Below are 25,624 nucleotides of genomic sequence, written 5' to 3'. Positions count from 1 at the left end.
CATTAACAGAATTATTTATCAACTAGTTTACTAAAGTAAATATGTTCTGAAAATAGTTGTATCCAAAGAGTATATATTAAATGGAGGAATTAATATGGCAATTATTTATGAAAAGAATACAAGAACATTTCATCTAAAAACCCAAAAAACAAGTTATATAGCAAAAGTGTTAGAAACTAACCATTTAACTTACCTATACTGGGGGAGAAAAATAAATACTAATAATTTAGATTACCTTATTGAAAAAAATTTATGGGGAAGTTTTCTTACTAATACAGATAGTATAGGGACTTTTCAATTGGAAGCGGTGTCTCAGGAATACCCTGGATATGGAAGTACTGATTTACGTTCACCAGCAATAGAAATTCAGTTTAAAGATGGAACTTCAGCTACTGATTTTAGGTATGATGGCCATAAAATTTATAGAGGAAAGCCTTTTCTTAGAGGATTACCATCAACCTATGTTGAAGCTGATGATGAAGCAGAAACTTTAGAAATATATTTACGAGATGAACTAAAAAATGTAAAGGTTATATTAACATATAGTGTTTTTGAAGAATTTGATTCAATAACAAAATCAGTTAGGATAGTAAATGAGAGTGAAGAAAATATAAATATATTGAGAGTTTTAAGTGCTAATGTCGATTTTAAAGAAGATAATTTTGATTTTATACATTTATCAGGTGCTTGGGCAAGGGAAAGACATATTGTTAGAACAGGCCTTAGGTCTGGAATGCAGTCAATAGAAAGTAGAAGGGGAGCAAGTAGTCATGCTCAAAATCCTTTTATGGCATTAGCACGAAAAGGTGCAAGTGAACAAAATGGAGATGTTTATGGATTTAGCTTAGTTTATAGTGGAAATTTTTTAGCTGCTATCGAAGTTGATATGTATAGTAAAGCCAGAGCTCAGATTGGTATGAATCCTTTTGATTTCAATTGGATATTAGAAAAAAATGAGGAGTTTCAGGCTCCAGAAGCGGTACTCGTATATTCTTCAGATGGATTAACAGGAATGTCTCAAATATATAATAATTTATACGGTAAACGCTTATGCAGGGGTAAATATAGAGATGAAGTAAGACCAATTCTTATAAATAATTGGGAAGCCACTTACTTTGATTTTAATGAAACTAGTATAAAGGAAATTGCTAGTGAAGCAAGTGATTTAGGAATAGAACTTTTTGTTCTTGATGATGGCTGGTTTGGAAAGAGAGATGATGATACCACATCTTTAGGTGATTGGTTTGTTAATGAAGAAAAAATAAAAGGTGGACTTGGAAAGCTTTCTAAAGAAATAAATGAAATAGGATTACAATTTGGATTATGGTTTGAACCTGAAATGGTATCTCCAAACAGCGAATTATATAAAAATCATCCTGACTGGTGCATTCATATACCAGGTAGAAATAGGTCAACTGCTAGAGAACAGCTTATATTAGATCTATCAAGAAAAGAGGTATGTGATTATATAATAGAAACAGTTAGTAGTGTATTAAAGAATGCATCTATTTCATATGTAAAATGGGATATGAACAGAAATATGAGTGAAATAGGTTCACTTGGACTGCCACCTGAAAGACAAAGAGAAACAGCACATAGGTATATGCTAGGTTTATATAGAATACTCGAGGAAATAACAGCAAAGTTCCCAGAGATATTATTTGAAAGCTGTTCTGGAGGCGGCGGTAGGTTTGATCCAGGAATGCTGTACTATATGCCACAAACTTGGACAAGTGATGATACCGATGCTATAGAAAGACTTAAGATACAATTTGGAACATCCTTAGTTTACCCAAGTGCTTCAATGGGCTGCCACGTATCAGCAGTGCCAAATCATCAGGTTGGAAGGGTTACTCCTATAGGAACAAGAGGAATTGTTGCTATGTCAGGAAATTTTGGGTATGAGCTTGATATTACTAAGTTGACAGAAGCAGAAAAGGAAGCAATAAAAAATCAAGTTGAGTTATACAAGCAAATAAGGGAAACAGTTCAGTTTGGAGACACTTATAGATTAATAAGCCCTTTTGAAAGTAACGAAGTTGCATGGATGAATATCTCAAAAGATAAAAAGGAAATTGTCATAAGCTACATTAAGCAATATGCCGAGCCAAATAAATGGAATAAACCGCTAAAGCTCACAGCCTTAGAAAATGATGCGAAATATCAAATAATTGATGAAGAGATAGTTTTTGGCGGAGATGAATTAATGAATATTGGATTAGTTATACCAGAGCTTAAAGGTGATTATGCAGCTAAACAGTGGATATTGAGAAAAATATAAAATTTTATTATTATAAATAATCAGTTATGAATTTTATAATAATAGAGATATGAAGATAAATTGTTTTTGTTAAATATGCATGAAAGCAAAGAAAGTACATTAATGTTTATTGAGAAGTATGTGAGAATTAATTGAAGAGAACATTTAACGGCAGGTTGTTTCGCTTTTGCTTGAACTAATAAAATTAAGGGCAGGTAGGGAAGTGGGACCGCCTGCCATTTAACTTTATCTATTAGAAGTATTACTGGTTTCACTGAATTAAACATATATCGAGTTTAAGTTTAAATATTAGTAACTAAAATTTACACAGGTATCTGGAGAAAATGTTTTCACTTGTACACATTTAACCATCAAACGATTACATTAAACCATTTGAATTAGAAGTACAATATAATATTATTTATGTATGGCAATTGAATAAATAACAGTGCTAAGAATTAGGATATGTATTCAAACATAATTAAAAACAGGGGGTCAAATAATGAAAAAGAGCATTAAGAAATTTATAAGCATTATTGCAGCAACTGTGGCTGTAAGTACTTTAGTTGTTGGGTGTGGTGGAACCAATTCCACTGGTGGGGGCTCGAAAGGTGATGTTACTTTAACTTATGCAATCTGGGATAAGAATCAAAAACCAGGCATGGAAGCAATTGCAGCAGCTTTCCATGAAAAAAACCCTAACATTACTGTAAATGTTGAAGTCACACCATGGGATCAATATTGGACTAAGTTAGATGCTGGAGCTTCAAGTGGAACACTACCAGATGTTTTCTGGATGCATTCAAGTAATTTCTTGAAATATGCTAACGGCGACGCGCTAATGGATATTACTGATAAGCTAAAGAATAGCAGCGATGTAAATCTAGATAATTTTCCTAAGGATCTTGTAGATTTATATACTGCGAAAGGAAAGAATTATGCAATACCAAAAGATTATGACACAATAGCTCTATGGTATAACAAGACTATGTTTGATGCCAAAGGTATACCTTATCCAGATGGAACATGGGATTGGAACAAGCTATTAGAAGTAGCTCAGAAATTAAACGATCCAGCAAACGGAGTATATGGATTCTTATCGCCTGTGGATACTCAACAAAATTATTATGACTTCATCTATCAAAATGGAGGAGAAGTTTTATCTGCAGATAAGAAAAAATCAGGTTATGATAAACCAGAAACTAAAGAGGCAATGCAATTTGCAGTTGATTTTAGTCAAAAGTATAAGGTTTCTCCAACAGTACAACAATTCGCAGATACGAGCCGTGATCAATACTTTGAATCAGGAAAAGGTGCTATGGCATTTTTTGGATCATGGATGGTAAGTGAATTTAAAGCAAATGAATATGTAGCTAAAAATTGTGATGTAGCTATTCTTCCTTTTGGAAAGAAAAAAGCAACTATGTATAACGGATTAGGAAATGCGGTTTCAGCAAAAACAAAGAATCCAGATGCGGCTTGGAAGTTCTTAGAGTTCATGGGTACAAAAGAGGCAAATGCTATTCAAGCTGAAAAAGCTGCAGCAATTCCAGCATTCAAAGGAACTGAGCAAGCATGGATAGATAATAACAAACAATTTAATGTAAAAGTATACCCGCAAATGTTAGAATATGCACACATATTCCCTAATTCTGAAACAAGATCAAAATGGGATCCATTAGAAACACAAATATTCTCTAAAATGTGGTCAGGTGACATATCAGTAGAAGATGGGTGTAATCAAATGGCTAAGGAAATGAATGATCTTTTAGCTACAGAACAGTAGGAATTTAAATGATAACAGTCAGTAAACTAGTTGTTGGCTGTTATCGATCCAAGATATAAATATTATAAAGAGGAGGCGAAATATAGAATTATGGTTATTGAAAGAGACACACGAAAAGTTACAGATGAAGTTAAGAAAACAAATAGAAAGAACTTACGTGATTATGGTTGGGCTTATTTAATGATAGCTCCAACCATATTAGGACTTATTGTATTAAATATATGGCCATTAATTCAAACGTGCTATTTGAGTTTTACTAAAACTAGCGGTTTCGGAAAGAATCAGTGGGTTGGCTTAGATAACTATATACGTATGTTTTCTGATTCAAGTGTGATGCATGCAGTTATAAATACCCTTGAATATACAGTTATTTCAGTTCCAGTAGGTGTAATTATTTCTTTATTCATTGCTGTATTATTGAATTCAAAGATTAAGGGAAAAACTATCTATCGTACAATTTATTTTCTTCCCATGGTTTCAGCTCCAGCAGCTATAGCTATGGTTTGGAGATGGTTATATAGTTCAGATTATGGTTTGTTTAATTATTTACTTTCATTAGTAGGAATATCGGGAGTAAAATGGCTTACTGATCCCAATATTGCTCTTATATCTGTAATAGTAGTAGGCATATGGAGTACTATAGGCTATAACATGGTTATTTTACTTGCAGGTCTTCAGGAAATACCAAAAAGCTTCTACGAAGCTGCTGATATTGATGGGGCGGGACCTATAAGGCAATTTTTCGCTATCACATTTCCCTTAGTATCTCCAACAATGTTCTTTGTTGTAGTTACAACGATGATAAGTTCACTTCAAGTGTTTGATTATATATTTATGATGATTGATAAAACTAATATTGCAATGGAAAAAACTCAGTCATTGGTTTATTTATTCTATAAGTATTCCTTTATTACCAATGATAAAGGTTATGGTTCAGCAATAGTTATGTTATTGCTAATAATAATTTTAATAATTACAGTGATTCAGCTTAAGTTACAGAAGAAGTGGGTTCATTATCAATAGTTAGGAGGTGCAGTTTTATGAAAGAAAGTCTGAAATCAAAAAAAATCATAATTCATGGTATATTAATAATAGGTTCCTTAGCAATGTTACTTCCATTCATATGGATGATAATAACATCTCTAAAGAATCTAACTGAGTCGACACAAGTCCCACCTACAATTATTCCTAGACAGTTCAAGTTTAGCAACTATAAGGATGTATGGGACTTACTACCTTTTGGGCGATTCTATATAAATACAATTCTAATGCTTATATTTAGAATACTAGGTTCAGTATTTTTTAGTGCAATGGCAGCATACGCTTTTGCTAGAATAAAATTTCCAGGTAAAAATTTCTTTTTCATGATTGTACTTATTCAAATGATGATACCAGGACAATTGTTTATCATCCCTCAATATAACATAGTTTCAAAGTTGGGATTACTAAATACAATTTCAGCCTTAGTTATTCCTGGAATAGTAAGCGCATTTGGTACCTTTTTGCTTAGACAATTTTTTATTGGAATACCAAACGAGCTTGAAGAAGCCGCAATATTAGATGGGTGTAATAGATGGCAGATATTTTGGAAGATTATGATGCCTTTAACTAGATCAGGGTTAATAGCTCTTGGAATATTTACTGCATTATTTGCTTGGAAAGATCTAATGTGGCCTTTAATAGTAAATGTTTCGATAGATAAAATGCCGTTATCATCAGGTCTTGCATCACTACAAGGCCAATATTCAACAAACTTTCCGCAACTAATGGCAGGTTCGATGATAGCTATATGGCCAATGCTTTTATTATTTATCATATTCCAAAGACAGTTTATTGAGGGGATTGCTAGTACTGGTTCAAAGAGCTAAGAATGATTCATATAGAAGAGTTACAGCTATTTGGAAAAGCGCAAGAAGCAATAAATATACCTAATATCTGATTATCAAAGTAAAATCTTAAGAATATCGGATGGCAAAGAATATGAAATATAATGTAAAACAATTTATGGTATTTTTGAGTGGGATTGTATTAATGACGTTAGGAGTATCATTGACAGTTAAATCAGAAGTTGGAGCGGGAGCATATGATTCTATAAATTTTGGATTAGCTAACTTGCTAAAGGTTAATGTTTCAATAGCAATATGGATAACATCTTTTGTTGTTGCTGTTATTTCGTCAATGGTAAGAAAAAGGTTTCTAAAATTCACTACATTTTTAACTTCAATACTAATAGGGATTTTTACAGATATGTGGGTAATGATAACTGAAAGAATAGTGTTTAGCACAACCTATGAGAAAGTAGTTATATATTTCATTGGAATATTCCTAATTGCAACTGGAATATCAATATATATTATTCCGAAGTTGCCTGTGAATCCAACAGATGACTTAATGGTAGCACTTACAGAAGAAAAGAGTATAAGTTTAATGAAAGCAAAACTTTCTATAGACGGAATATGTATTATAATTGCATTTATTTTGAAAGGGCCTATAGGAATTGGCACTATAGCTGCTACACTTTTTGTAGGTCCGTTAATAGATATTATAAATAAAATAATAACACGTATTTGTTCAAAGAGTTTATCTTTTAAATAAATATTATCTTAATATATTTGCGTAAGAATGTATAAAAATATTTCAAATCATTAATTTGCTCATATAATTAAATTACATAGATATATCCAAATTGAGCAGTAGAAAATATCCTATTTAAAGAATTTGATTAAAGGTTGCTTTACTTTTACCTGTCCCAATTGATAATTAGGACAAGATAAAGTGGGAGCAGCCTTTAATTAAATATATAAATATTCATATGAATATTTATATTATATGGCAGAGAAATATTATTCAGTAAAAATATAAGATATCATTCTAGGTTTGAGTATTTATACCGAAAGTCAGAAGGGCTTAATCCTTTTGATTTTTTGAAAGTTTTAGAAAATAAAAGTGGATCGGAGTAACCGACAGAACGAGACACATCGCTTATTCTCAGCTCAGTGTTTTGAAGTAATGAAGCTGCTTTTTCCATTCGTAGAGAAAGAAGATATTCCTGTGGAGATTTATTTGTGAAATTTTTAAATATTCTATGTAAATAAGAACGATCGATACAGATATGAGCGGCAATGTCCTTAATAGCTATTTTATCTGCATAATTTTGATGAATGAAAAATAAGGCTTCTTCAATATAATTTATTGGTCGATCGGTTGTTATCACTTCATGATTTGGGAAGTTCTCGCATAGAAGATATAAAAATTCATAAAGCTTAGATAAAATAATTAAATTTCTATTAGAGGTTGTTTTTGATGAATCAACAATATTACTAAGTGAATTAAGCAAATTACTGTTTTCGGGAAAAGAGAAGATAGGATTATCTGAAGATAGAGTCGTTCTCTTTAAATAATCTTTTGCTTTTATTCCATTAAATCCAATCCAAGTGTACTTCCAAGGAAATGCTCTATCAGCTTTATAATATATTAGAACATTTGGTTCAATTAGAAACCCTTGATTTTTTTCTAAGTTATAGGTTTTTCCATTAACTTTATATGTACCTTTTCCATCAAGTACATAGTGAATCATATAGCCACTTCGTACAGCAGGGCCATAGGAATGTTCACTTTCGCAAGATTCTATGCCACATGTATAAAGGTTAAGTTCAATGTTTGAGTAATCATTGTTATTAGAAAAAACAAAAGCCATTTTTCATACCTCTCATTATTAAAATCATATATTAGTTTATATATTTTTAAGATTTTGAATAAAAATATTAGTTGTCACAGGAATGCTTTTTGAGTCTACATTTTTCTATATAAATATATCATGTAAACAATTAAAATTAAAGTATAAAATATTTAATTCCATATTACTTTAAAATTAGTGCACAATTTTAAAATAATATATTTTGAATATTTAAACCAAATAGAATTTTAAAGATAGATTAGGAGATACATATGAATATAAAGATAAACGAAGAAAAATTACTGTTTCATTTGCAGGGGAAGAATACTAGTTATGTAATGCAAGTAATAAGAGATGGGTATTTAGCACATTTATACTGGGGTAAAAGAATCAATAAATATAGAGGAAGTAATCAAATAGTATTTATGGATAGAGGATTTTCTCCCAATCCAGACGATAAAGACAGAACTTTTTCCCTTGATACTATCCCTCAAGAATATCAAGCATTTGGAAATGGAGATTTTAGAATTCCAGCGTATCAGGTCAGAATTAATGATGGATATAGAATTTCAGATCTTCGATATAAGGGATATGGATTATATAAAGGAAAACGAGAGCTTGAAGGTTTGCCTGCTACTTATGCAAATTATATAGATGAAGCGGAAACTCTTGAAATTATTATGGAAGATGTTGTGATTGGGTTAGAAGTTACTTTAAGTTATACATTATTTAAAGAACTGGATGTAATAACTAGAAGTGTTAGCTTTAGTAATAAAGGAAAAGAAAGTATAAGGCTTCTTAGAGCATTAAGTATGAGTGTTGATTTTAGAGATGATGATTTTGAAATGATAACTCTATATGGAGCTCACAATAATGAAAAGAATATAGCAAGAAGAAAGATTGTACCAGGAGTACAACTTATAGATAGCTGCAGAGGAGCAAGCAGCCCACAGCAAGCTCCTTTTTTAGCATTAGTTAGGAAAGACACAACAGAAGATAGTGGAGAAGTATATAGTTTTAATTTGGTTTATAGTGGAAATTTTACAGCCCAAGTACAAGTAGATTCTTATAATAATACTAGAGTATCTATGGGAATAAATCCTTTTGATTTTTCATGGCTTCTAGAAGTTGGAAAAGGATTCCAAACACCAGAAGCTGTCATGGTTTATACACAAAATGGAATAGGAGAAATGTCTAGGATCTACCATAAATTGTACAGTCAAAATTTATGCCGGGGAAAATTTAAAAATAAAGTAAGGCCTATTCTCATAAATAATTGGGAGGCAACGTATTTCGACTTTGATGAAGAGAAGATTGAAAGTATAGCTAAAGAAGGAAGAGAGCTTGGAATAGAACTCTTTGTATTAGATGATGGATGGTTTGGAAGGAGAGATGATGATAATAGCTCTTTAGGAGATTGGATTGTAGACAAACGTAAGCTTCCAAATGGATTAGAGGCACTGGCAAATAAAATAACAAGTATTGGAATGGAGTTTGGAATTTGGTTTGAACCAGAAATGGTATCTATAGATAGTGATTTGTATAGAAAACATCCAGATTGGTGTATACACGTTCCAAACAGACCTCATACATTAGGAAGGAATCAGCTTGTGTTAGATCTATCGAGGGATGAAGTTTGTAGCTATATTATAGAATCAGTCTCAAATATATTATCAAGCGCCCCAATAACTTATGTAAAATGGGATATGAATCGTCATGTTACAGATATTGGCTCAGAAATATTGACTTGTGAAAGACAGGAAGAAGTAAGTCATAGGTACATCTTAGGTTTATATAGGGTAATGGAGGAACTAGTAAGTAGATTTCCTAATGTACTGTTTGAAAGCTGTTCGAGTGGTGGTGGAAGATTTGATGCAGGAATGCTGTATTATATGCCACAGACTTGGACAAGTGATAATACCGATGCAATATGTAGAACAAAGATTCAATATGGCACGAGTTTTGTATATCCAGCAATAACTATGGGAGCGCATGTTTCAACTGCTCCAAACCATCAAGTTGGAAGAATAACACCACTTGAGACAAGAGGACATGTAGCTATGACAGGAAATTTTGGGTATGAATTAGATTTAACAAAGCTTACAAATGAAGAAAAAGAAATGGTTAGAGAGCAAGTTAAATTATATAATGATATAAGAGAAATAGTACAGTTCGGAGAATTATATAGAATATTTAATCCTTTTGATGGAAATGAAGCTGCATGGAATTTTGTGTCTAATGACAAAAGTGAATTTGTAGCAACATATGTTAGAATACTATCACTTCCAGCGGCGCCAATTAGAACAATAAAATTTAAAGGGTTGAATTCGGAATATGATTATCAAGATATTTCAACAGGAGAGATATTTGGTGGAGATGAATTAATGAATGTCGGGATTACCATTGAAAGGGTAAAGCAAGATTTTCTTAGCATTCAATGGAGATTCAAAAAGATATAAATTCTGCAAGATGTATAATACGAAAGGAAGATAAATTATGGGTAAACAAGAGAGGTATCTAAAAATTTCTGAAGAAATTATACAGAATATCGGTGGAAAAGATAATATACAAGGTGTTGCTCATTGTGCAACAAGACTTAGAATAGTTTTAGATGATAATATTAAAGCTAAGATGGATAAACTAGACAATATTGAATTAGTTAAAGGAGTATTTATAGTTGGAGACCAGCTTCAAATTATTTTTGGAGCTGGACTTGTAACTGAAGTTTACGAGGTTTTTTCTAAATTAGTAGGAATAGAGAATATGTCCTTATCTGACGTAAAGAGTAAATCAGCTCAGAAGCTTAATCCATTACAAAGAGGAATTAAATCCTTATCAGATGTATTTATTGATATTATGCCGGGAATACTTGCAGCAGCATTACTAATGGGATTATCAGGATTACTTGGACAGGCGGGACTATTTGGAGAAAAATCAATTATTCAAATATATCCAGCTTTATCAGGTGTAAATAGGTTTGTTAGCATAGTTTCATCTAGTGTTTTTAGTATTCTGCCATTAATAGTTGTGTATTCTGCTACTAGAAGATATGGCGGAAAACCAGTATTAGGATTGGTTATCGGAGCAGTTATGTTAAATAGCAATTTAGCAGATGCCTATGAAGCCGCTAAAGGTGCTGTAAATCCAGATATCATAAATGTCATAGGACTTAATATAAAATTAGTTGGCTTTCAGGGTGGAATAATTATTGCTTTAATGATGGGATTTGTGGTTGCAAAACTTGATACCTTCTTTGATAGAAAAGTTCACAACAGCGTTAAGTTACTAGTATCACCAATGCTTACAGTCTTTGTTGCTTCGTTCTTACTATTCACAATTATAGGACCAGTAGGACGTGCTTTGGCTAGTGGAGTAACAATGGGATTACTATGGATAACTCAAAGTTTTGGCATTTTTGGATATATGTTTTTTGCAGGAGTACAGCAAATAATAGTTATTACAGGAATACATCATATTTTAGGTGCTATTGAAAGTCAACTTTTAGCAGATACAGGCACAAACTTCTTGAATCCATTAATGTCAGTTGCAGTAGCAGCTCAAGGTGGAGCGGTTTTAGGATACTTAGCACTGCATTGGAAAGACATAAAAATAAGAGAACTTGCAATTCCAGCATTTACTTCAACATTATTTGGAATATCAGAACCAGCAATTTTCGGTGTGAACTTAAGAAACAAATTTCCTTTAGTTGCAGGCTGCTTGGGAGCAGCAATTGCAGGAGGTTATGTTTACATTAGTAAACTAGTTTCAATAGGATTTGGAACTACAGGTGTTCCTGGTTTTGCAATAGCATCAAGTGCAAATAAGGGGTATGTAAATTACATAATAGCACATTGTATTGCAATATCATGTGGAGCATTATTTACAATATTATATGGAAAAATAATATTAAAAGGGAAAGTCTCTAAATAAGTTAAGAAGAAAGAAAATCCCCTAAAAGGATTAGGTGAATGTTTTTAGGGGATTTTTAATAATATAGTGTTTAAACATTAAAGTCTTTCATATAATCTCCATGAGCTTCGATCATTTCATCACACATTTTTATAATATCATCAATGGATAGTTCAGCAGCTGTATGTGGATCCATCATGGCAGCTTGATAGATTTTACGTCTATCTTTTGTAACTGCTGCTTCAATTGTCAATAATTGAGAGTTTATATTACTCATATTCATGGCAGCAAGTTGAGTTGGAAGTTTTCCTACATGAGTTGCATGAATTCCCATAGCGTCGACCATACAAGGAACTTCTACACATGCATCAGCTGGTAAATTATCAATGAGTCCAGTATTTAGCACATTACCACCAATTTTATAAGGGGTATTAGTTACAATTGCTTCCATAATATAAGATGCATATTCTTTTGAACGTTCATGTGTAACTTTACCATCACGTAATATTTCATTTTTCTCTTTTTGCCAACCCTCAATTTGTTCAATGCATCTTCTTGGATATTCATCTAGGGGGATATTAAATCTATCAATTAGTTCTGGATATTTTGATTTAATGAAAAAAGAATTATACTCCGCATTATGTTCGCTTGACTCAGTGCAATAGTATCCAAGGTGTTTGATGTATTCATAACGAACCATGTCTTTATGTTTTTCTTCACCAGAATTTTTTAGCTCAGCTCTTTTTCTAATCTCAGGATATAAATCATTGCCTGCTTTATCATATATTTCTAATAACCAACCCATATGATTAATACCAGCAATTAGCTCTTTTCTACCTTCTAGTTTATCTTCCATGCCTAAATCTTTTAACAAATGTTCTGAACATACTTGTACACTATGACAAAGTCCAATTGTTTTTACTTTAGTGAAACGTTGCATAAAACCTGTAAGCATAGCCATTGGATTAGTATAGTTTAAGAAATATGCATCAGGGCATACTTCTTCCATATCTTTTGCAAAGTCAGCCATTATAGGAATTGTTCTTAGAGCTCTCATAATTCCACCAATTCCCATTGTATCTGCAATAGTTTGTTTTAAACCATATTTTTTAGGAATTTCGAAATCTGTGATTGTGCAAGGATCATATCCTCCAACCTGAATAGCATTAACCACAAAAGTTGCATCTTTAAGTGCTAGCTTTCTATTTTCAACGCCTAAAAAACATTTTATATTAGCCCTGCCATTATTTATATTTTTGTTGATTGCATTTAGGATTATTTCACTTTCCTTTAATCTTTCCTCATCAATATCATAAAGTGCAATTTCACTATCTCGTAGTGCTTCTGTGCACATACAATCACCTAACACATTTCTTGCAAATACAGTACTTCCAGCTCCCATAAATGTAATTTTCATATAATCATCCTCCTTGAGTAATTTTGATTTTATTATAACTAAATTATATAATTGTAAATGTATACTTTCTATGTTCTATGTTTCTAAAAATTGTGCTTATGTTGAATGTTTGTATATTTTTATTAATAAAAATTAAAAGTGGATTTATGATTTTTTTAGTTTATTACATAAATTTAGTTTTAAAGTTGGATAGCTATATTCATAAGGTATAGATATCCAATTCAAGAATTGGACTTATTAGATGAACATATTTACAAGGTTGCTAAAACTTTAAGTTCATATCTTCACTAGAAATCATAAATATATTTGTGAAGAAAACATTTGAAAATGAGCTATTAAAGGTTCTTAGCTGTAGGTTGTTCCATTTTAGCTTGTCAAACTGAAAGTTGGAGCATGCTAAAGTGGGTATAACCTGCTGCTTAGAACCTTCAGCGATATTTTCATAGCTTTCCGGAATCAAAATATTTATTATTTCGGTAAGTTATCACATAAATACAGTTTTAAATTAGGTTATCTATATGTAAGTACCATAGAGGAGGATTAATTAATGGAAGCAAAGTCAGAATTTACTTCAAAATATAGATCAATCAGTACTTTAACAATATACTATGGAGGTCATGAGGTCTGTGCGCCATCCCATTCTTTTGGGCCTGCCATTCGCCATCACTATCTTTTGCATTATATTTTAAATGGAAAAGGGAAATATTATGTAAATAACAAATGCTATGAATTACAAGGTGGAGAGGCTTTCTTAATTTGTCCGGGTGAATCTACCTATTATAAAGCAGATAAAGAAGAGCCTTGGGAGTACTGTTGGGTAAGTTTTGATGGGAATGATGCTAGCACTATTCTAAAAAATTGTGGATTATCGAAAAATAATTTAATTTTCAAGGATAACAGTAATGGGGTTTTCAAAGAAAGACTACTTTTACTAATACATAATTATGAAGAAGATAGTCACAATGAGTATGCTCTCATTGGTCAGTTGTATATGTGTTTTTCGAGCATGTATGATCAGGTAAATATAAAAGAAAAAAACACTTGTGGATCATATGCTGATAAGGCTCGCGATTATATTTATAATAACTTTGGCTATGATATCAAAGTTAGCGACATAGCTAAATACGTTGGAATTGATAGAACATATTTATATAAAATATTTATGGAGGAATATAAAATTTCACCTCAGAAATATCTTATATCTTTTCGGTTAAATACTGCTGTGAATTTACTTGAAACCACGAAGATGAATATAACAGAGATTTCTTATTCTTGTGGATTTAAGGATACTCCTACTTTTTATAAACATTTTAAGAAACAGTTTAATATTACACCTGTGCAATATAGAAAAAGTAGCATTGATTATATTAAACTACCTAATGAATAGAAAAGCTGATGTTAATTAAAAACTGCTTAGTGCAATTAGTTATAAAATTAATATAGTGGTATAATTTAAATATAAAACTATAATTAATTATCTTTAAATTAAATGGAAAAATAACGTATAAACATTTTTGCGTAAAAGGAGATGTTATCATGAATGAAGTATTACAAAACATATTAACAAGAAGAAGTGTGAGAGCTTTTAAGGAAGAACAGTTAAAAGATGAAGAATTAGATTTAATTTTACAGGCAGGTGTAAATGCACCAAGCGGAATGAACAAACAAAGTTGGCAGTTCACAGTTGTTCAAAGCAAAGAAAAGATGGAGAAGCTTGCAAAAGTAGTTAGAGAAGCTTTGAAAAGGGATGCTGGATATAACTTTTATGCGCCTCCAACTTTAATTATGTTGTCTAATGATAGAGATAATACAAATGGACTTGCGGATTGTTCTTGTGCATTAGAAAATATATTCTTAATGGCAAATTCACTAGGAATAGGTTCATGTTGGGTTAATCAATTAAAGAATATTTGTGATGAAAAAGAAGTAAGAGAAGTATTAAATAGCTTTGAAATACCTGAAAATCATATTGTTTGGGGAATGGCAGCTTTAGGGTATCCGGCTAATACACCGAAGGCACACGGAAGAAAAGATGGAGTGATTAAATTCATAAAGTAATATCTATTAAAACAAATATCAGAATCAAGATGTGTTTCAATATAGAGAAAAATAAGCAAAATATCCTGAGTCTAGGAATTTGCTTATTTTTTATTCTGTAGGAAATCTACACATATAAAAAGAGTTTGAAGCACAAGACAGAATTTATCTAAAGTCACCTTAAACTTTCTTCTTTAAAAATTAGTAATAATTGAATTGTGAATAAATTACTATAAATAGTTAGAAAATAGAATGTAATAATATATCAAAAATAAAAATTTACTATTTTATTTTTTAAAATAATTATTAGTATGTATATTTATCATCAATTGCATATATATGTAATTTAGTCAAAACTTTTTAAAAAATACAAAAAAGTATTGACTATATAAAAACAGAAGAATATACTTATAACATAGTAAACTGATAAGAATTATATGAGAAAGTTTAAGGAGTGGTTGGAATGTCAAAGATATATAAGAATTTAGCAGAATTAGTAGGTAAAACCCCATTATTAGAAGTTGCAAATTATAGTAAGGGAAAAGATTTAAAAGGAACAATATTAGCTAAGTTGGAGTATTTTAATCCAGCAGGAAGCGTTAAAGATAGAATTGCAAAGGCTATGATAGAAGATGCTGAAAACAAAGGTTTATTAAAACCAGGATCAGTAATAATTGAGCCAACTAGTGGTAATACAGGAATCGGTATTGCATCTGTAGGTACTGCAAAAGGGTATAAGGTTATAATTGTTATGCCAGAAACAATGAGTGTAGAAAGACGTAGTCTTATAAAAGCTTATGGAGCTGAGATAGTTCTAACTGAAGGAGCAAAAGGAATGAAAGGAGCTATAGCTAAGGCAAGTGAGTTAGCAAATGAGACTCCAAATTCATTTATACCAGGACAATTTGTAAATCCAGCGAATCCAGAAGTTCATAAAAATACAACTGGTCCTGAAATATGGGAAGACACAGATGGAAAAGTAGATATATTTGTTGCAGGTGTTGGTACAGGTGGAACTGTTACAGGAGTTGGAGAATACTTAAAATCTAAAAATCCAGATATTAAAATTGTTGCAGTAGAACCAGCGGATTCACCAGTTTTATCAGAAGGTAAATCAGGTCCTCACAAAATACAAGGAATTGGTGCTGGATTTGTACCAGACGTTTTAAATACAAAAATATATGATGAAATTATAAAAATAACAACAGAAGAAGCATTTTCTGCTGCTAGGGAATTATCTAAAACAGAAGGTTTACTTGTTGGTATTTCATCAGGAGCTGCTGCATTTGCTGCAACAGAATTAGCAAAACGTCCAGAGAATGCAGGAAAAACAGTGGTGGCATTATTACCAGATACAGGAGAACGTTATTTATCAACTGCATTATTTGAAGATAAATAAGAATATATAGGAAAAGCATTTATAAACTCAATTCGCTTAGTTTTAAGTGAATTGAGTTTATTTTCGGTATATAAGATTATAGATTTGGTATAGATAAACCAACAATAAGCTATATGCATAAGTTCAACACTTATTTGTCTATAGGGTTCCAACTTGAAAATTTGAGATATCACAAACATAGAAATTGGATACATATTTGTGTAGTAGGCATTTGAAAATAAGCTGCTTAGGTTCTTAAGGGGAGGTTGTTCCATTTACTGCCTGTCACACTGAAAGTGGGAACATGCAGTAATGGGTGCAACCTGCCATTTAGAACCTTTCAGCGAAATTTTCATAGTCCTATGGAACAAATATGTATTCAATTTCGTTGGGGATTCACATAAGTTCGATTCTCATTGCGGAACCCTATATGTGATTAGATGCGAAGTATTATATAAATTTATCTAATTAATTTATATAACTCACTTTCTTCTTTACTAATTCTCTTTTCTATAGCAACTAAGATTTTTTTTGTTTCGCTTGTAAAAACTTCATTGCCTTCAGATATTATTTTACTCTTTGTATTAAATTTATTTTTATAATTTGTAAATGTATCTGAAATTCCACCCATTTCATTAATATATGAATTTGCTAGGTTTTTAAGTTTATTATCATCTCCATTAAGTAGATTAGGGTATAAAAATTTGTCCTCTGAACTTAGATGAATTTTCAACTTTCCAGCAAGTTTGTTTATATGAGTAGTTATATCCAAAAGATCAGATTCGAATTTTTTATTATTAATTGACTCATTTATATAATTTATTTCCTCAAAAATACCTTTATGTTCTCTCATCAAATTATCTATATTCATAATTAACACCTCATTAATATTTGTAATTCATTAACTAAAGTATAGTTTTTATATGATAATAAGTATGTAACAAAAGTTACAATATTTATTTGTTTATGAATATTTATCTTATAGCTGAAAATTTTAGTATTAACACTGAAATAACAAGAAAATTATTAATTGTCCAATCTGCACTAAATTATTGTCTATAAAATTATAGAATATATATTGCCAATATGGTATTATAGTTTTGACAAAGGTGTCTTTATTATTAATAAAGGCATTTTTTTATATTCTTTTATTGAAAATTAAGATTATAAGAAAATGCTAAGCTAAACAGAAATTATCGGTAGTTTAGAATCAACAATTAAACTACTTAGGGGGAGTTAAAATGAATTTTAATTATAATTTACCAATAAATCTTCTATTTGGGAGAGGGAGAAGTAATGAAATAGGAACTGAGGTTGCTAAGTATGGAAAGAAAGCGCTTATTGTAACTGGGAGAAACAGTACAAAAAAAAGTGGTTTACTTGATAAAACCATAGATTTGTTGAATGAAGCAAAAGTTCAATATGAAATTTTTGATAAAGTAGAACAAAATCCACTTACTACAACTGTATATGAAGGTGTAGATGTTATAAAAGAAACTGGATGTGATGTTGTTTTAGGACTTGGTGGTGGAAGCATTATGGATGCAGCCAAGAGTATAGCCTTTTCAGCTAAAAATCCTGGAGATATATCAGAATATATATTTGGTATTAAACAAGGGAGTGAAGCATTGCCTATAGTTCTAGTTCCGACAACATGTGGGACTGGAAGTGAAGGAAACTGTTTTTCAGTTCTTACAAATCCTGAAACTAAGGATAAGAAATCCCTTAGAACAAATATAATTATTGCAAAAGCATCAATTATTGACCCAGAACTTATGGTGACAATGCCAAAGAGCATACTTGCATCTGTTGGATTTGATGCATTAGCGCATAATATGGAAGCGTATTTATCAAAAATAGGACAGCCATTAACAGATATGAAAGCATTTTATGGAATAAAATTATTATCAGAGAACTTAATTAAAGTGTACAATGATCCAAGTGATTTAGATGCATGGGATAGTGTAACTTTAGCAAGTACATTAGGTGGAATGGTGATAGGAATAGCAGGAGTAACTGCACCTCATGGACTTGAACATCCAGCTAGCGGATTACATGATATTGTTCATGGCAAAGGATTGGCAGCCCTTACACCAATTATTGCTGAAAAATCGTGGGAAAGTAATTTAGAAAAGTACAGTAACATATCTAAATTATTAGGAGGAACTGATGCAAAAGATTGTGCAGATGCTATAAGAAACTTTCTGAAAAAAATTGATTTGAAAGTTACTTTAGGAGAGCTTGGGATTACAGAAAAAGATGTAGAATGGATGGCTGAAAACTGTATGAAGGTTTCAAAACCAAGTATAGCAAATCATCCTAAGGAATTTTCATTAGAAGAAATTAAGGATATATATTACAAGTCATTATAATATAGAAATTTAAAATAATTTATTAGATGCAAAGGCGCACTGAAATAAAAATCAGTGCGCCTTTTGTGTTATCAAGATTAAAAAAATATTTATTAGGAGGAATAATTATGGAAAAATCAGGTTTAAAGAAGGATAATTTAAGTATTATTGAAACAGTGGCTTTATCAGTGGCTATTATAGCACCAACAGCAGCGATGTCATTAAATATATCTCTAATGGCGCAGACATGCTCGTTTTCTGCACCACTTGTATTTCTAATTTCAACTATAGTAGTAGGTCTTGTATCATATTCGATTATAAAATTTAATCATTATATATCTGCATCAGGCTCACTTTATGCTTTTACTAAAACAGCCCTAGGAAATAAAATGGGATTTACATCTGGATGGGCACTATTACTTGCCTATATTGCATTAGCAGGAGGCACTGCAGCAGGGTTTGGTAATTTCTTCTCTGGATTTTTATCTGTATTTGGATTTCATGTAAATTGGATGCCAATCTCAATAATAGCATCTATTGCAATGATTGCATTAGGAATCATTGATGCAAAGATATGTAATAGAATTATTCTAGTAATAGAAGGAATATCAATATTGCTTATACTACTACTTTCAGTTGTAATTTTAATTAAAGTTGGTACTACAAATGGTTTGAGCTTGATTCCTTTTAAGAGTAACGGGGTTAGCACATCAGCTTTAGCTTCAACTTCAGTATTTGCATTTCTTTCTTTTATAGGTTTTGAAAGTGCTTCAAGTTTAGGTGAAGAAACAAAGAATCCTAAAAAATTCATTCCAATAGCAATAATAAGTGCTGTATTTTTATCAGGTTTATTTTATTTAGTTTGTAGTTATGCACAAGTTATAGGTTTTGGTCTTGATGCAAAAGGACTTGAGGCGTTATCTTCTTCAACACTTCCACTTTCAGATTTATCAACAAAATATATGACAGCAGGATTTGGTACAATATTGATGTTGGTTGCTGCATGTTCAAACTTTTCTTGTGCGCTTGGATCTTACTGTGCTGGTTCAAGAATGTTATTTGCATTAGGTAGAGATGGAATAATGCCAAAAGCGATGATGAAAATACATCCTAAACACAATACACCATATTTTGGATTGATATTAATAATAATAATATCAGATATAGTTCAAATTGCATTATTTAAACATGATGGTATAGAAGTGTTTGGTTATTTGGCAACAATAGGATCATTAGCTATACTTGTTTCGTATATATTTACAAGTATAGGAGCTATGGTTTATTTTACAAGAAACAAAGTATGGGGAAAAACTCATTTAATAATACCAATAGCATCAATAGCAGCCTTGTTATATGTATTATATTCTAATGTTTATCCTATACCAGAGTTTCCTAATAACCTATTCCCATATATAGTATTGGCATGGATTGTAATAGGTTTTGTTATTAGTAATATATTTGGAAAAAGTAAGATTAAAAGTGATGAAAAGAGAGAGGGTTACGTATTAGAAGTAAGGGGATGGAAAGATGAAAATAAAAGTTACTTGCGTTCAAATGGAGCCAAAACTAAATAATGTAAAGTATAATTTAGAAAAGATGGTTACATTCATAAATGAGATTATGGAGAAAGATAGTGAAACTGACTTAATAGTATTTCCTGAGTTAATAACATCTGGATATGAATGTGGTAATAAATTTAAAGAACTAGCTGAAGTAGTGGAAAGTAGTAATAGTATAAAAGTCATAAGTGAACTTGCAAAAAAATTTGGGACCAATATAGTTTATGGCTTTCCAGAAAGAGATGGTAATCTAACAGATGTTCTTTACAATTCATCTGTGTGTATAGATAGTAGCGGGAGAGTGGCAGGAGTATATAGAAAAGTACATCTATTTGATACAGAAAAAAGATATTTTAAAGCAGGCTGTGAGTTCCCGATTTTTAATACCTCTTTTGGAAAAATTGGAGTAATGATTTGCTGGGATACTGCATTTCCTGAAGTTGCAAGGACGTATTGCTTGAAAGGGGCTGAGCTTCTTGTGGTTAATACTAATTGGGAAAAGCCATATTCTGATGATTGGGATCTAGTAACAAGAGCACGAGCATTTGATAATTGCATATATTTAGTAGCAGCTAATAGAATTGGACAAGATAAAGAATTGGGCTTTTTTGGCCATAGTAAAATAGTAGATCCTGTTGGAAGACCATTAAAAGAGTTAAATGATGAGATAGAGGGAATAGTATCTGGGGAAATAGATTTAGAATTGCCTAGAAAGCTTAGATCAGAATACTACACTTTATTTCAAGATAGAAGACCTGAACTATACAAAGAGATAATAAAAGAGTAATTACAAGTTAAAATATTTAACAAGGAAGTTAGATATTGCATACAAATTGTAGTTGGATTGATAGATTTAGACATTATTTAATAAACTTAGTGTTGAATCAAATAGTGTGCATACTGCACAAAAAAATTGTTATTTATGGTTATAGAAATAGGGTAACTACCATGATAATATTATCCTAACGCAAAACAATGTAATAATTTAATATTAAATGCGAAGGCGCACTGTAAGAAAAAACGGTGCGCCTTTTTCTTATTACTTTAGATGAAGTGGAGTTGAGAATATGTATAAGGTTAATGAATTATCAAAGAAATATGGAGAGCTAGAGGTTTTAAAAAATATAAGTGTGGATATAAAAGAAGGGGAAGTAGTTTGCATAATAGGACCATCAGGATCTGGTAAAAGCACATTTTTAAGGTGTTTAAATTTATTTGAAGTTCCAACAGGTGGGGAAATGTTCTATGATGGTAAAAATATACTGGGTAAGAATGTTGATAGCCGTTCTCTTAGGGAAGAAGTAGGAATGGTATTTCAAAAATATAATTTATTTCCACTACACACAGTGATAGAAAATGTTATTTTGGCACCTGTGCTTACAAAAAAGAAAAATAGAAAAGAGGCTGAGGAAATAGCTCTAGAACTTCTTAAAAAGGTTGGTTTAAAAGACAAAGCAGATGTATATCCTAGGACTCTATCTGGTGGACAACAGCAAAGAGTTGCAATAGCAAGAGCGCTAGCAATGGAACCAAGGATGCTCTTATTTGATGAACCTACATCAGCGTTAGATCCAGAATTGGTTGGTGATGTGTTAGATGTTATGAAGCAATTAGCTAAGGATGGTATGACTATGGTAGTTGTTACTCATGAAATGGGATTTGCTAGAGATGTATCTGACAGAGTAATTTTTATGGACAAGGGTTATATAGTTGAAGAGGGGAAACCAAAAGAGATTTTTGCAAATCCCAAAAATCCAAGAACAAAGGAGTTTTTATCTAGAGTCTTAAACTAAATTCACATGTTAAATTTGAAATTACTATAGATAATAAAAAGATTCAACATTAAAAATAATTACGAAAAGGGGAAATTAATTATGAAAAAACTAGGGAAAAAATTATTAGTTGTAACAATGGTTATAATGAGTTGTATTGGATTTATGACAGGATGTGGTTCGGGAAGTTCTAGTACTACATCAACATCATCAAGTAATGATAAATCAAAGGATACATTAGCAGCTGCAAAAGAAAAAGGGGTATTAACAGTTGCTTCATCAAATGATGAACCATTTGCATTTATGGATGCTAAAACAAATGAATTTACTGGAATTGATGCAGAAATCATAACAGAAGTTGCAAAAAGATTGGGAATTAATAAAGTTGAAATGAAGCAAATACCATTTGAAAACCTGTTGGTTGAGTTAAATAATAATACAGTAGATATAGTAACAGATGGAATGTATGTTAAAGACGAGCGTAAGAAATTAGCATTATTTACAAACATATGGTATAAGGAAGGCGAAGCCATAGTAATTCCTAAGGATTCAAAAATTGCAAGTAAAGACGATTTAAAGAATGCAACATTGGGAGGGCAAAAAGGTACAGCGTTTCTTGAAACAGCTCAAAAGTGGCAACAAGATGGATCAGTGAAAGATGTTAAAGTATTTGGAAGTCAATCTGAATTAATGTTAGCAGTAAATACTGGTAAGGTAGATGCATGTATAACTGACGGAATGGTTGCCGGATACACACTATCACAAGATAGCAGTCTTAATTTAAAGATATTATCTCCATATAAAGCTGAAACATCTGGAATGATAGCAGCAGCAGTTAGAAAAAATGATAAAGCTTTAGCAGATGCAGTTAACGAACAGATTGATGAAATGAAGAAAGATGGAACAATATTAAAACTTCTTAAGAAGTATGGAATGAATGAAGATTATTTTGTATCAGTAGAAGATGGTAAAGCTTCTGACAAGTAACAATATAAACTAAAAAAGAATCCAGACGGGTTCTTTTTTAGAAGGGGAGGAAATATATATGGATATTCTATCTAATTTGGATTTTGGTACAGCTTTCAAGTTCTTAGTACCTTCATTAAAGGCAGGTCTTTGGGTTGTAGTACAAGCGACGGTATTTGGATTTTTTTAGCAATAATTTTAGGATTATTTATTGCAATTGGACGTATTAGTAAAATAAAAATTTTAAGAGGATTTTTATTAGTATTTTTAGAATTTATAAGAGGAACTCCTTTATTAGTTCAATTAGTATATATGTATTATGTAGTACCGCTTTTAGTATCTATCATTGTACAAATCTGGAATCCAGGATATCAATTTAAAATAAGTTCGCTAGTTGCGGGAACACTAGGTCTTGGGATTAACTATGGATGTTACATATCGGAAGTTATTCGTTCATCAATATTATCAATAGATGGAGGGCAAACAGAAGCAGCATTAGCATTAGGACTTACAAGTAATCAAACTATGTTTAGAATAATAATACCGCAGGCACTTCGAAATGTAATACCTGTTTTTGGAAATTACCTTGTAATGATGTTAAAAGATACATCACTTCTTGCATATGTCTCGGTTAGTGAACTATTATTACGTACTCAAAGTTATGCGTCTCAGTCATTTTTAACTATTGAATCATATACAATTTTAGCAGGATTTTATTTAATATTAAGTTTGCCACTTTCACAACTAGTAAAATTAGTAGAAAAGAAGATGTTGAAATTTAACTAGTGGGGTATATGGTGAACAATTATTTAGGTGTCACCTGGTAAATTATTTTCTATTATAAACGTTTATGTAAAAACTGTAACTAAGAATCAAGGTATTTACCCATATTAAAAGAGCATATGAAAAATTGTTAGTAGAAGGTTGAGCAAATTCTGATTATATCAATAAATATTGAGAGTAAGAAGAATTTGATCAACCTTCTTTTTAATATGAAAAAATTATCATAATATTATATCTTTTTTTATGAGGAGATATTATTATAAAAATATAATAAATAAAGATGACATTTTAAATAATTAGAGGGGCAAGGGTGAAGTTTATGTCAATTTCGGTAAAAGATATACTTAAATTAGATTCCTTAAGAAAAATTAATCTTGTTGGTGGAGAAGGTGGCTTAGAAAAAAGCATAGAGTGGATATATGTGGCGGAATGTTTTGAGAATCCATTGGAGGGAATTAAATGGCTGCAAGGTGGAGAAATCATATTTATAACCGGCGTTGGAATTAGAGAAAATGAGGGGCTATTACTAGATTTTATTAAAGGAATTAGTGAGAAAAATGGTTCGGGCTTAGTAGTAAATATAGGTCCATACATAAGGAATGTATCTGAAGAGGCGATTAAACTAGCTAATGAACTTGAAATCCCATTGTTCACATTACCTTGGGAAGTTAAATTGGTTGAAGTCTCAAGGGAAATTAGTAATGCTATTATTCTATCTCGTATTGAGGAAAATTCTTTATCGCATTTTTTGAGTAATATTCTATTTGGAGATGGTGAATTAGAAGGAGATGCAATACAAAAGGCTGCATATTTTGGATATAATCTGTCAGGCGGATGTTGCATATGTGTTATAGATATTGATGGTTTCGAGAGATATTTAAAGTTAAAGAATTTAGGTGATGAGAAAAGTATATCTAAGATTAAAATAAACTTTAGGAAAATAGTTCAAGATGTACTTGATAAACATGCACTAAAGGTACCAATAATAGATAAGGATGATGCTGTAATCTTTTTTATTAGGTCAGAAGAAAATTGCATGAATAGATTGGATAAGGCGTTAAAAGAGATACAGTTAGCTACAAAGAATCGCATGGATGGAATGTCTGTAAGTGTAGGAATAGGAAACTCGTACAAGGATTTAAAAATGATGAAACAATCATTAAATGAAGCGGAGCTAGCGATAAATAGTGCTAAATGCCAAGGTTTAGATGGCACAATTACAAGATACAAAGATATAAGGATTTACAGCATACTTTTCAGCGTTGAGAATAGGAGTATATTAGAAAATTATTTCTCAGAAGTTCTAGGTCCAATTAGTAGTTCTGATAGTAAAGATAACAATTTAGTTGAAATATTGGAGATGTATCTAAATGAGAATTGTAATATCACAGTTACAGCAGAAAAGCTATTTCTTCATAGAAACACCCTTAAATATAAAATTAAAAAAATAGAAGAACTATTAAATTGTGATTTACGGAATTTTAATGATTGTATTAAAGTAAAGATTGCACTAGACATTGGTAAAATTCTTAAATAGGAAGATAAATAATATAGTCAATGTGCACTAATACATTAATTTTGATCATGTATTAATCTAAGTTTTAATATGTTTATGTGTATTTGATGTTGGGACTTTAGTCAAAATAGACAAAAACATTATAATGCTTGGACATAGAAAAGAAAAATAGAAAGTATTATTATATAAACAAGTTAAGAAATTTAAATAAATT

Annotated in this window: 20 protein-coding genes; 17 read left to right on the top strand and 3 right to left on the bottom strand. The window is 31.1% G+C overall.

Annotated elements, in window-relative coordinates; translation table 11 throughout:
- Positions 1–94 precede the first annotated feature (94 nt).
- The 5 genes from KEC93_RS22105 to KEC93_RS22085 all read left to right on the top strand — a co-directional run bounded on the left by KEC93_RS22105 (position 95) and on the right by KEC93_RS22085 (position 6,641).
- Entirely contained in the window at positions 95–2,281 is a 2,187-nt protein-coding gene (locus KEC93_RS22105; protein ID WP_077869578.1) for an alpha-galactosidase, read from the top strand.
- 481 nt (positions 2,282–2,762) lie between these two features.
- Positions 2,763–4,046: an ABC transporter substrate-binding protein gene (locus KEC93_RS22100; protein ID WP_077869579.1), complete on the top strand. Its 1,284-nt coding sequence runs from the start codon at positions 2,763–2,765 to the stop codon at positions 4,044–4,046.
- A 90-nt stretch (positions 4,047–4,136) separates the two neighbouring features.
- Positions 4,137–5,069, top strand: a complete 933-nt coding sequence (locus KEC93_RS22095) for a carbohydrate ABC transporter permease (RefSeq protein ID WP_077869580.1) — start codon at positions 4,137–4,139, stop codon at positions 5,067–5,069.
- Positions 5,070–5,086: 17 nt separating this feature from the next.
- Positions 5,087–5,914, top strand: coding sequence for a carbohydrate ABC transporter permease (locus KEC93_RS22090; protein ID WP_077842397.1), 828 nt, complete (start codon positions 5,087–5,089; stop codon positions 5,912–5,914).
- A 112-nt stretch (positions 5,915–6,026) separates the two neighbouring features.
- Positions 6,027–6,641: a YczE/YyaS/YitT family protein gene (locus KEC93_RS22085; RefSeq protein WP_077869581.1), complete on the top strand. Its 615-nt coding sequence runs from the start codon at positions 6,027–6,029 to the stop codon at positions 6,639–6,641.
- Positions 6,642–6,912: 271 nt separating this feature from the next.
- Here KEC93_RS22085 and KEC93_RS22080 read toward each other — a convergent pair whose 3' ends face one another.
- Complete coding sequence (locus tag KEC93_RS22080) at positions 6,913–7,743, bottom strand: AraC family transcriptional regulator (protein WP_077869582.1); 831 nt, start codon at positions 7,741–7,743, stop codon at positions 6,913–6,915.
- Between the two features lie 251 nt (positions 7,744–7,994).
- On the opposite strand from KEC93_RS22080, the gene KEC93_RS22075 reads away from it, so the two are divergent.
- Together KEC93_RS22075 and KEC93_RS22070 are read left to right on the top strand one after the other, a co-directional pair.
- A complete protein-coding gene (locus KEC93_RS22075; RefSeq protein ID WP_077869583.1) occupies positions 7,995–10,181 on the top strand; it encodes an alpha-galactosidase in 2,187 nt (728 codons plus the stop codon).
- Between the two features lie 37 nt (positions 10,182–10,218).
- The gene (locus KEC93_RS22070) at positions 10,219–11,652 is read left to right on the top strand and encodes a PTS transporter subunit EIIC (RefSeq protein ID WP_077869584.1); all 1,434 of its coding nucleotides are present in this window, start codon (positions 10,219–10,221) and stop codon (positions 11,650–11,652) included.
- A 70-nt stretch (positions 11,653–11,722) separates the two neighbouring features.
- Here KEC93_RS22070 and melA read toward each other — a convergent pair whose 3' ends face one another.
- The gene (melA, locus tag KEC93_RS22065; protein ID WP_077869585.1) at positions 11,723–13,048 is read right to left on the bottom strand and encodes an alpha-glucosidase/alpha-galactosidase; all 1,326 of its coding nucleotides are present in this window, start codon (positions 13,046–13,048) and stop codon (positions 11,723–11,725) included.
- Positions 13,049–13,595: 547 nt separating this feature from the next.
- Here melA and KEC93_RS22060 point away from each other — a divergent pair.
- From KEC93_RS22060 to cysK, 3 genes are all read left to right on the top strand, one after another.
- On the top strand, positions 13,596–14,435 hold the full coding sequence (locus KEC93_RS22060; protein WP_077869586.1) for an AraC family transcriptional regulator: 840 nt from the start codon (positions 13,596–13,598) through the stop codon (positions 14,433–14,435).
- Between the two features lie 149 nt (positions 14,436–14,584).
- A complete protein-coding gene (locus tag KEC93_RS22055) occupies positions 14,585–15,106 on the top strand; it encodes a nitroreductase family protein (RefSeq protein ID WP_023973557.1) in 522 nt (173 codons plus the stop codon).
- A gap of 442 nt (positions 15,107–15,548) precedes the next feature.
- Positions 15,549–16,484: a cysteine synthase A gene (cysK, locus tag KEC93_RS22050; RefSeq protein ID WP_039770153.1), complete on the top strand. Its 936-nt coding sequence runs from the start codon at positions 15,549–15,551 to the stop codon at positions 16,482–16,484.
- 439 nt (positions 16,485–16,923) lie between these two features.
- Here the strand turns inward: cysK and KEC93_RS22045 are convergent, their stop codons facing one another.
- Positions 16,924–17,334, bottom strand: a complete 411-nt coding sequence (locus KEC93_RS22045) for a hemerythrin domain-containing protein (protein WP_023973556.1) — start codon at positions 17,332–17,334, stop codon at positions 16,924–16,926.
- A gap of 370 nt (positions 17,335–17,704) precedes the next feature.
- Between KEC93_RS22045 and KEC93_RS22040 the strand changes: the two genes are divergently transcribed.
- The 7 genes from KEC93_RS22040 to KEC93_RS22010 all read left to right on the top strand — a co-directional run bounded on the left by KEC93_RS22040 (position 17,705) and on the right by KEC93_RS22010 (position 25,431).
- Positions 17,705–18,835 carry an iron-containing alcohol dehydrogenase gene (locus KEC93_RS22040; RefSeq protein ID WP_023973555.1) on the top strand — a complete coding sequence of 377 codons (1,131 nt, stop codon included), beginning with the start codon at positions 17,705–17,707 and terminating at the stop codon, positions 18,833–18,835.
- 107 nt (positions 18,836–18,942) lie between these two features.
- A complete protein-coding gene (locus KEC93_RS22035; RefSeq protein WP_077868013.1) occupies positions 18,943–20,388 on the top strand; it encodes an APC family permease in 1,446 nt (481 codons plus the stop codon).
- Entirely contained in the window at positions 20,342–21,160 is an 819-nt protein-coding gene (locus tag KEC93_RS22030) for a carbon-nitrogen hydrolase family protein (RefSeq protein WP_077868014.1), read from the top strand. The genes KEC93_RS22035 and KEC93_RS22030 overlap by 47 nt, the downstream gene beginning before the upstream one ends.
- Before the next feature lie 280 nt (positions 21,161–21,440).
- Positions 21,441–22,166 carry an amino acid ABC transporter ATP-binding protein gene (locus tag KEC93_RS22025; protein WP_017212547.1) on the top strand — a complete coding sequence of 242 codons (726 nt, stop codon included), beginning with the start codon at positions 21,441–21,443 and terminating at the stop codon, positions 22,164–22,166.
- Positions 22,167–22,247: 81 nt separating this feature from the next.
- A complete protein-coding gene (locus KEC93_RS22020; RefSeq protein WP_077868015.1) occupies positions 22,248–23,132 on the top strand; it encodes a substrate-binding periplasmic protein in 885 nt (294 codons plus the stop codon).
- A 129-nt stretch (positions 23,133–23,261) separates the two neighbouring features.
- Positions 23,262–23,897, top strand: coding sequence for an amino acid ABC transporter permease (locus tag KEC93_RS22015; RefSeq protein WP_238892830.1), 636 nt, complete (start codon positions 23,262–23,264; stop codon positions 23,895–23,897).
- A gap of 316 nt (positions 23,898–24,213) precedes the next feature.
- Positions 24,214–25,431: a PucR family transcriptional regulator gene (locus KEC93_RS22010; protein ID WP_077868016.1), complete on the top strand. Its 1,218-nt coding sequence runs from the start codon at positions 24,214–24,216 to the stop codon at positions 25,429–25,431.
- Positions 25,432–25,624 lie beyond the last annotated feature (193 nt).

The organism is Clostridium beijerinckii (genome assembly GCF_018223745.1).
Lineage (GTDB): Bacteria > Bacillota > Clostridia > Clostridiales > Clostridiaceae > Clostridium > Clostridium beijerinckii.
Note: the sequence above shows the minus strand (reverse complement) of the source record. Positions and strands in the feature narration are given on the sequence as shown.

What these genes read in the sequence shown, in the direction of transcription:
- KEC93_RS22105 (WP_077869578.1), top strand. Translation starts at nt 95, where the DNA reads ATGGCAATTATTTATGAAAAGAATACAAGAACATTTCATCTAAAAACC.
- KEC93_RS22100 (WP_077869579.1), top strand. Translation starts at nt 2,763, where the DNA reads ATGAAAAAGAGCATTAAGAAATTTATAAGCATTATTGCAGCAACTGTG.
- KEC93_RS22095 (WP_077869580.1), top strand. Translation starts at nt 4,137, where the DNA reads ATGGTTATTGAAAGAGACACACGAAAAGTTACAGATGAAGTTAAGAAA.
- KEC93_RS22090 (WP_077842397.1), top strand. Translation starts at nt 5,087, where the DNA reads ATGAAAGAAAGTCTGAAATCAAAAAAAATCATAATTCATGGTATATTA.
- KEC93_RS22085 (WP_077869581.1), top strand. Translation starts at nt 6,027, where the DNA reads ATGAAATATAATGTAAAACAATTTATGGTATTTTTGAGTGGGATTGTA.
- KEC93_RS22080 (WP_077869582.1), bottom strand. Translation starts at nt 7,743, where the DNA reads ATGGCTTTTGTTTTTTCTAATAACAATGATTACTCAAACATTGAACTT.
- KEC93_RS22075 (WP_077869583.1), top strand. Translation starts at nt 7,995, where the DNA reads ATGAATATAAAGATAAACGAAGAAAAATTACTGTTTCATTTGCAGGGG.
- KEC93_RS22070 (WP_077869584.1), top strand. Translation starts at nt 10,219, where the DNA reads ATGGGTAAACAAGAGAGGTATCTAAAAATTTCTGAAGAAATTATACAG.
- melA (WP_077869585.1), bottom strand. Translation starts at nt 13,048, where the DNA reads ATGAAAATTACATTTATGGGAGCTGGAAGTACTGTATTTGCAAGAAAT.
- KEC93_RS22060 (WP_077869586.1), top strand. Translation starts at nt 13,596, where the DNA reads ATGGAAGCAAAGTCAGAATTTACTTCAAAATATAGATCAATCAGTACT.
- KEC93_RS22055 (WP_023973557.1), top strand. Translation starts at nt 14,585, where the DNA reads ATGAATGAAGTATTACAAAACATATTAACAAGAAGAAGTGTGAGAGCT.
- cysK (WP_039770153.1), top strand. Translation starts at nt 15,549, where the DNA reads ATGTCAAAGATATATAAGAATTTAGCAGAATTAGTAGGTAAAACCCCA.
- KEC93_RS22045 (WP_023973556.1), bottom strand. Translation starts at nt 17,334, where the DNA reads ATGAATATAGATAATTTGATGAGAGAACATAAAGGTATTTTTGAGGAA.
- KEC93_RS22040 (WP_023973555.1), top strand. Translation starts at nt 17,705, where the DNA reads ATGAATTTTAATTATAATTTACCAATAAATCTTCTATTTGGGAGAGGG.
- KEC93_RS22035 (WP_077868013.1), top strand. Translation starts at nt 18,943, where the DNA reads ATGGAAAAATCAGGTTTAAAGAAGGATAATTTAAGTATTATTGAAACA.
- KEC93_RS22030 (WP_077868014.1), top strand. Translation starts at nt 20,342, where the DNA reads ATGAAAATAAAAGTTACTTGCGTTCAAATGGAGCCAAAACTAAATAAT.
- KEC93_RS22025 (WP_017212547.1), top strand. Translation starts at nt 21,441, where the DNA reads ATGTATAAGGTTAATGAATTATCAAAGAAATATGGAGAGCTAGAGGTT.
- KEC93_RS22020 (WP_077868015.1), top strand. Translation starts at nt 22,248, where the DNA reads ATGAAAAAACTAGGGAAAAAATTATTAGTTGTAACAATGGTTATAATG.
- KEC93_RS22010 (WP_077868016.1), top strand. Translation starts at nt 24,214, where the DNA reads ATGTCAATTTCGGTAAAAGATATACTTAAATTAGATTCCTTAAGAAAA.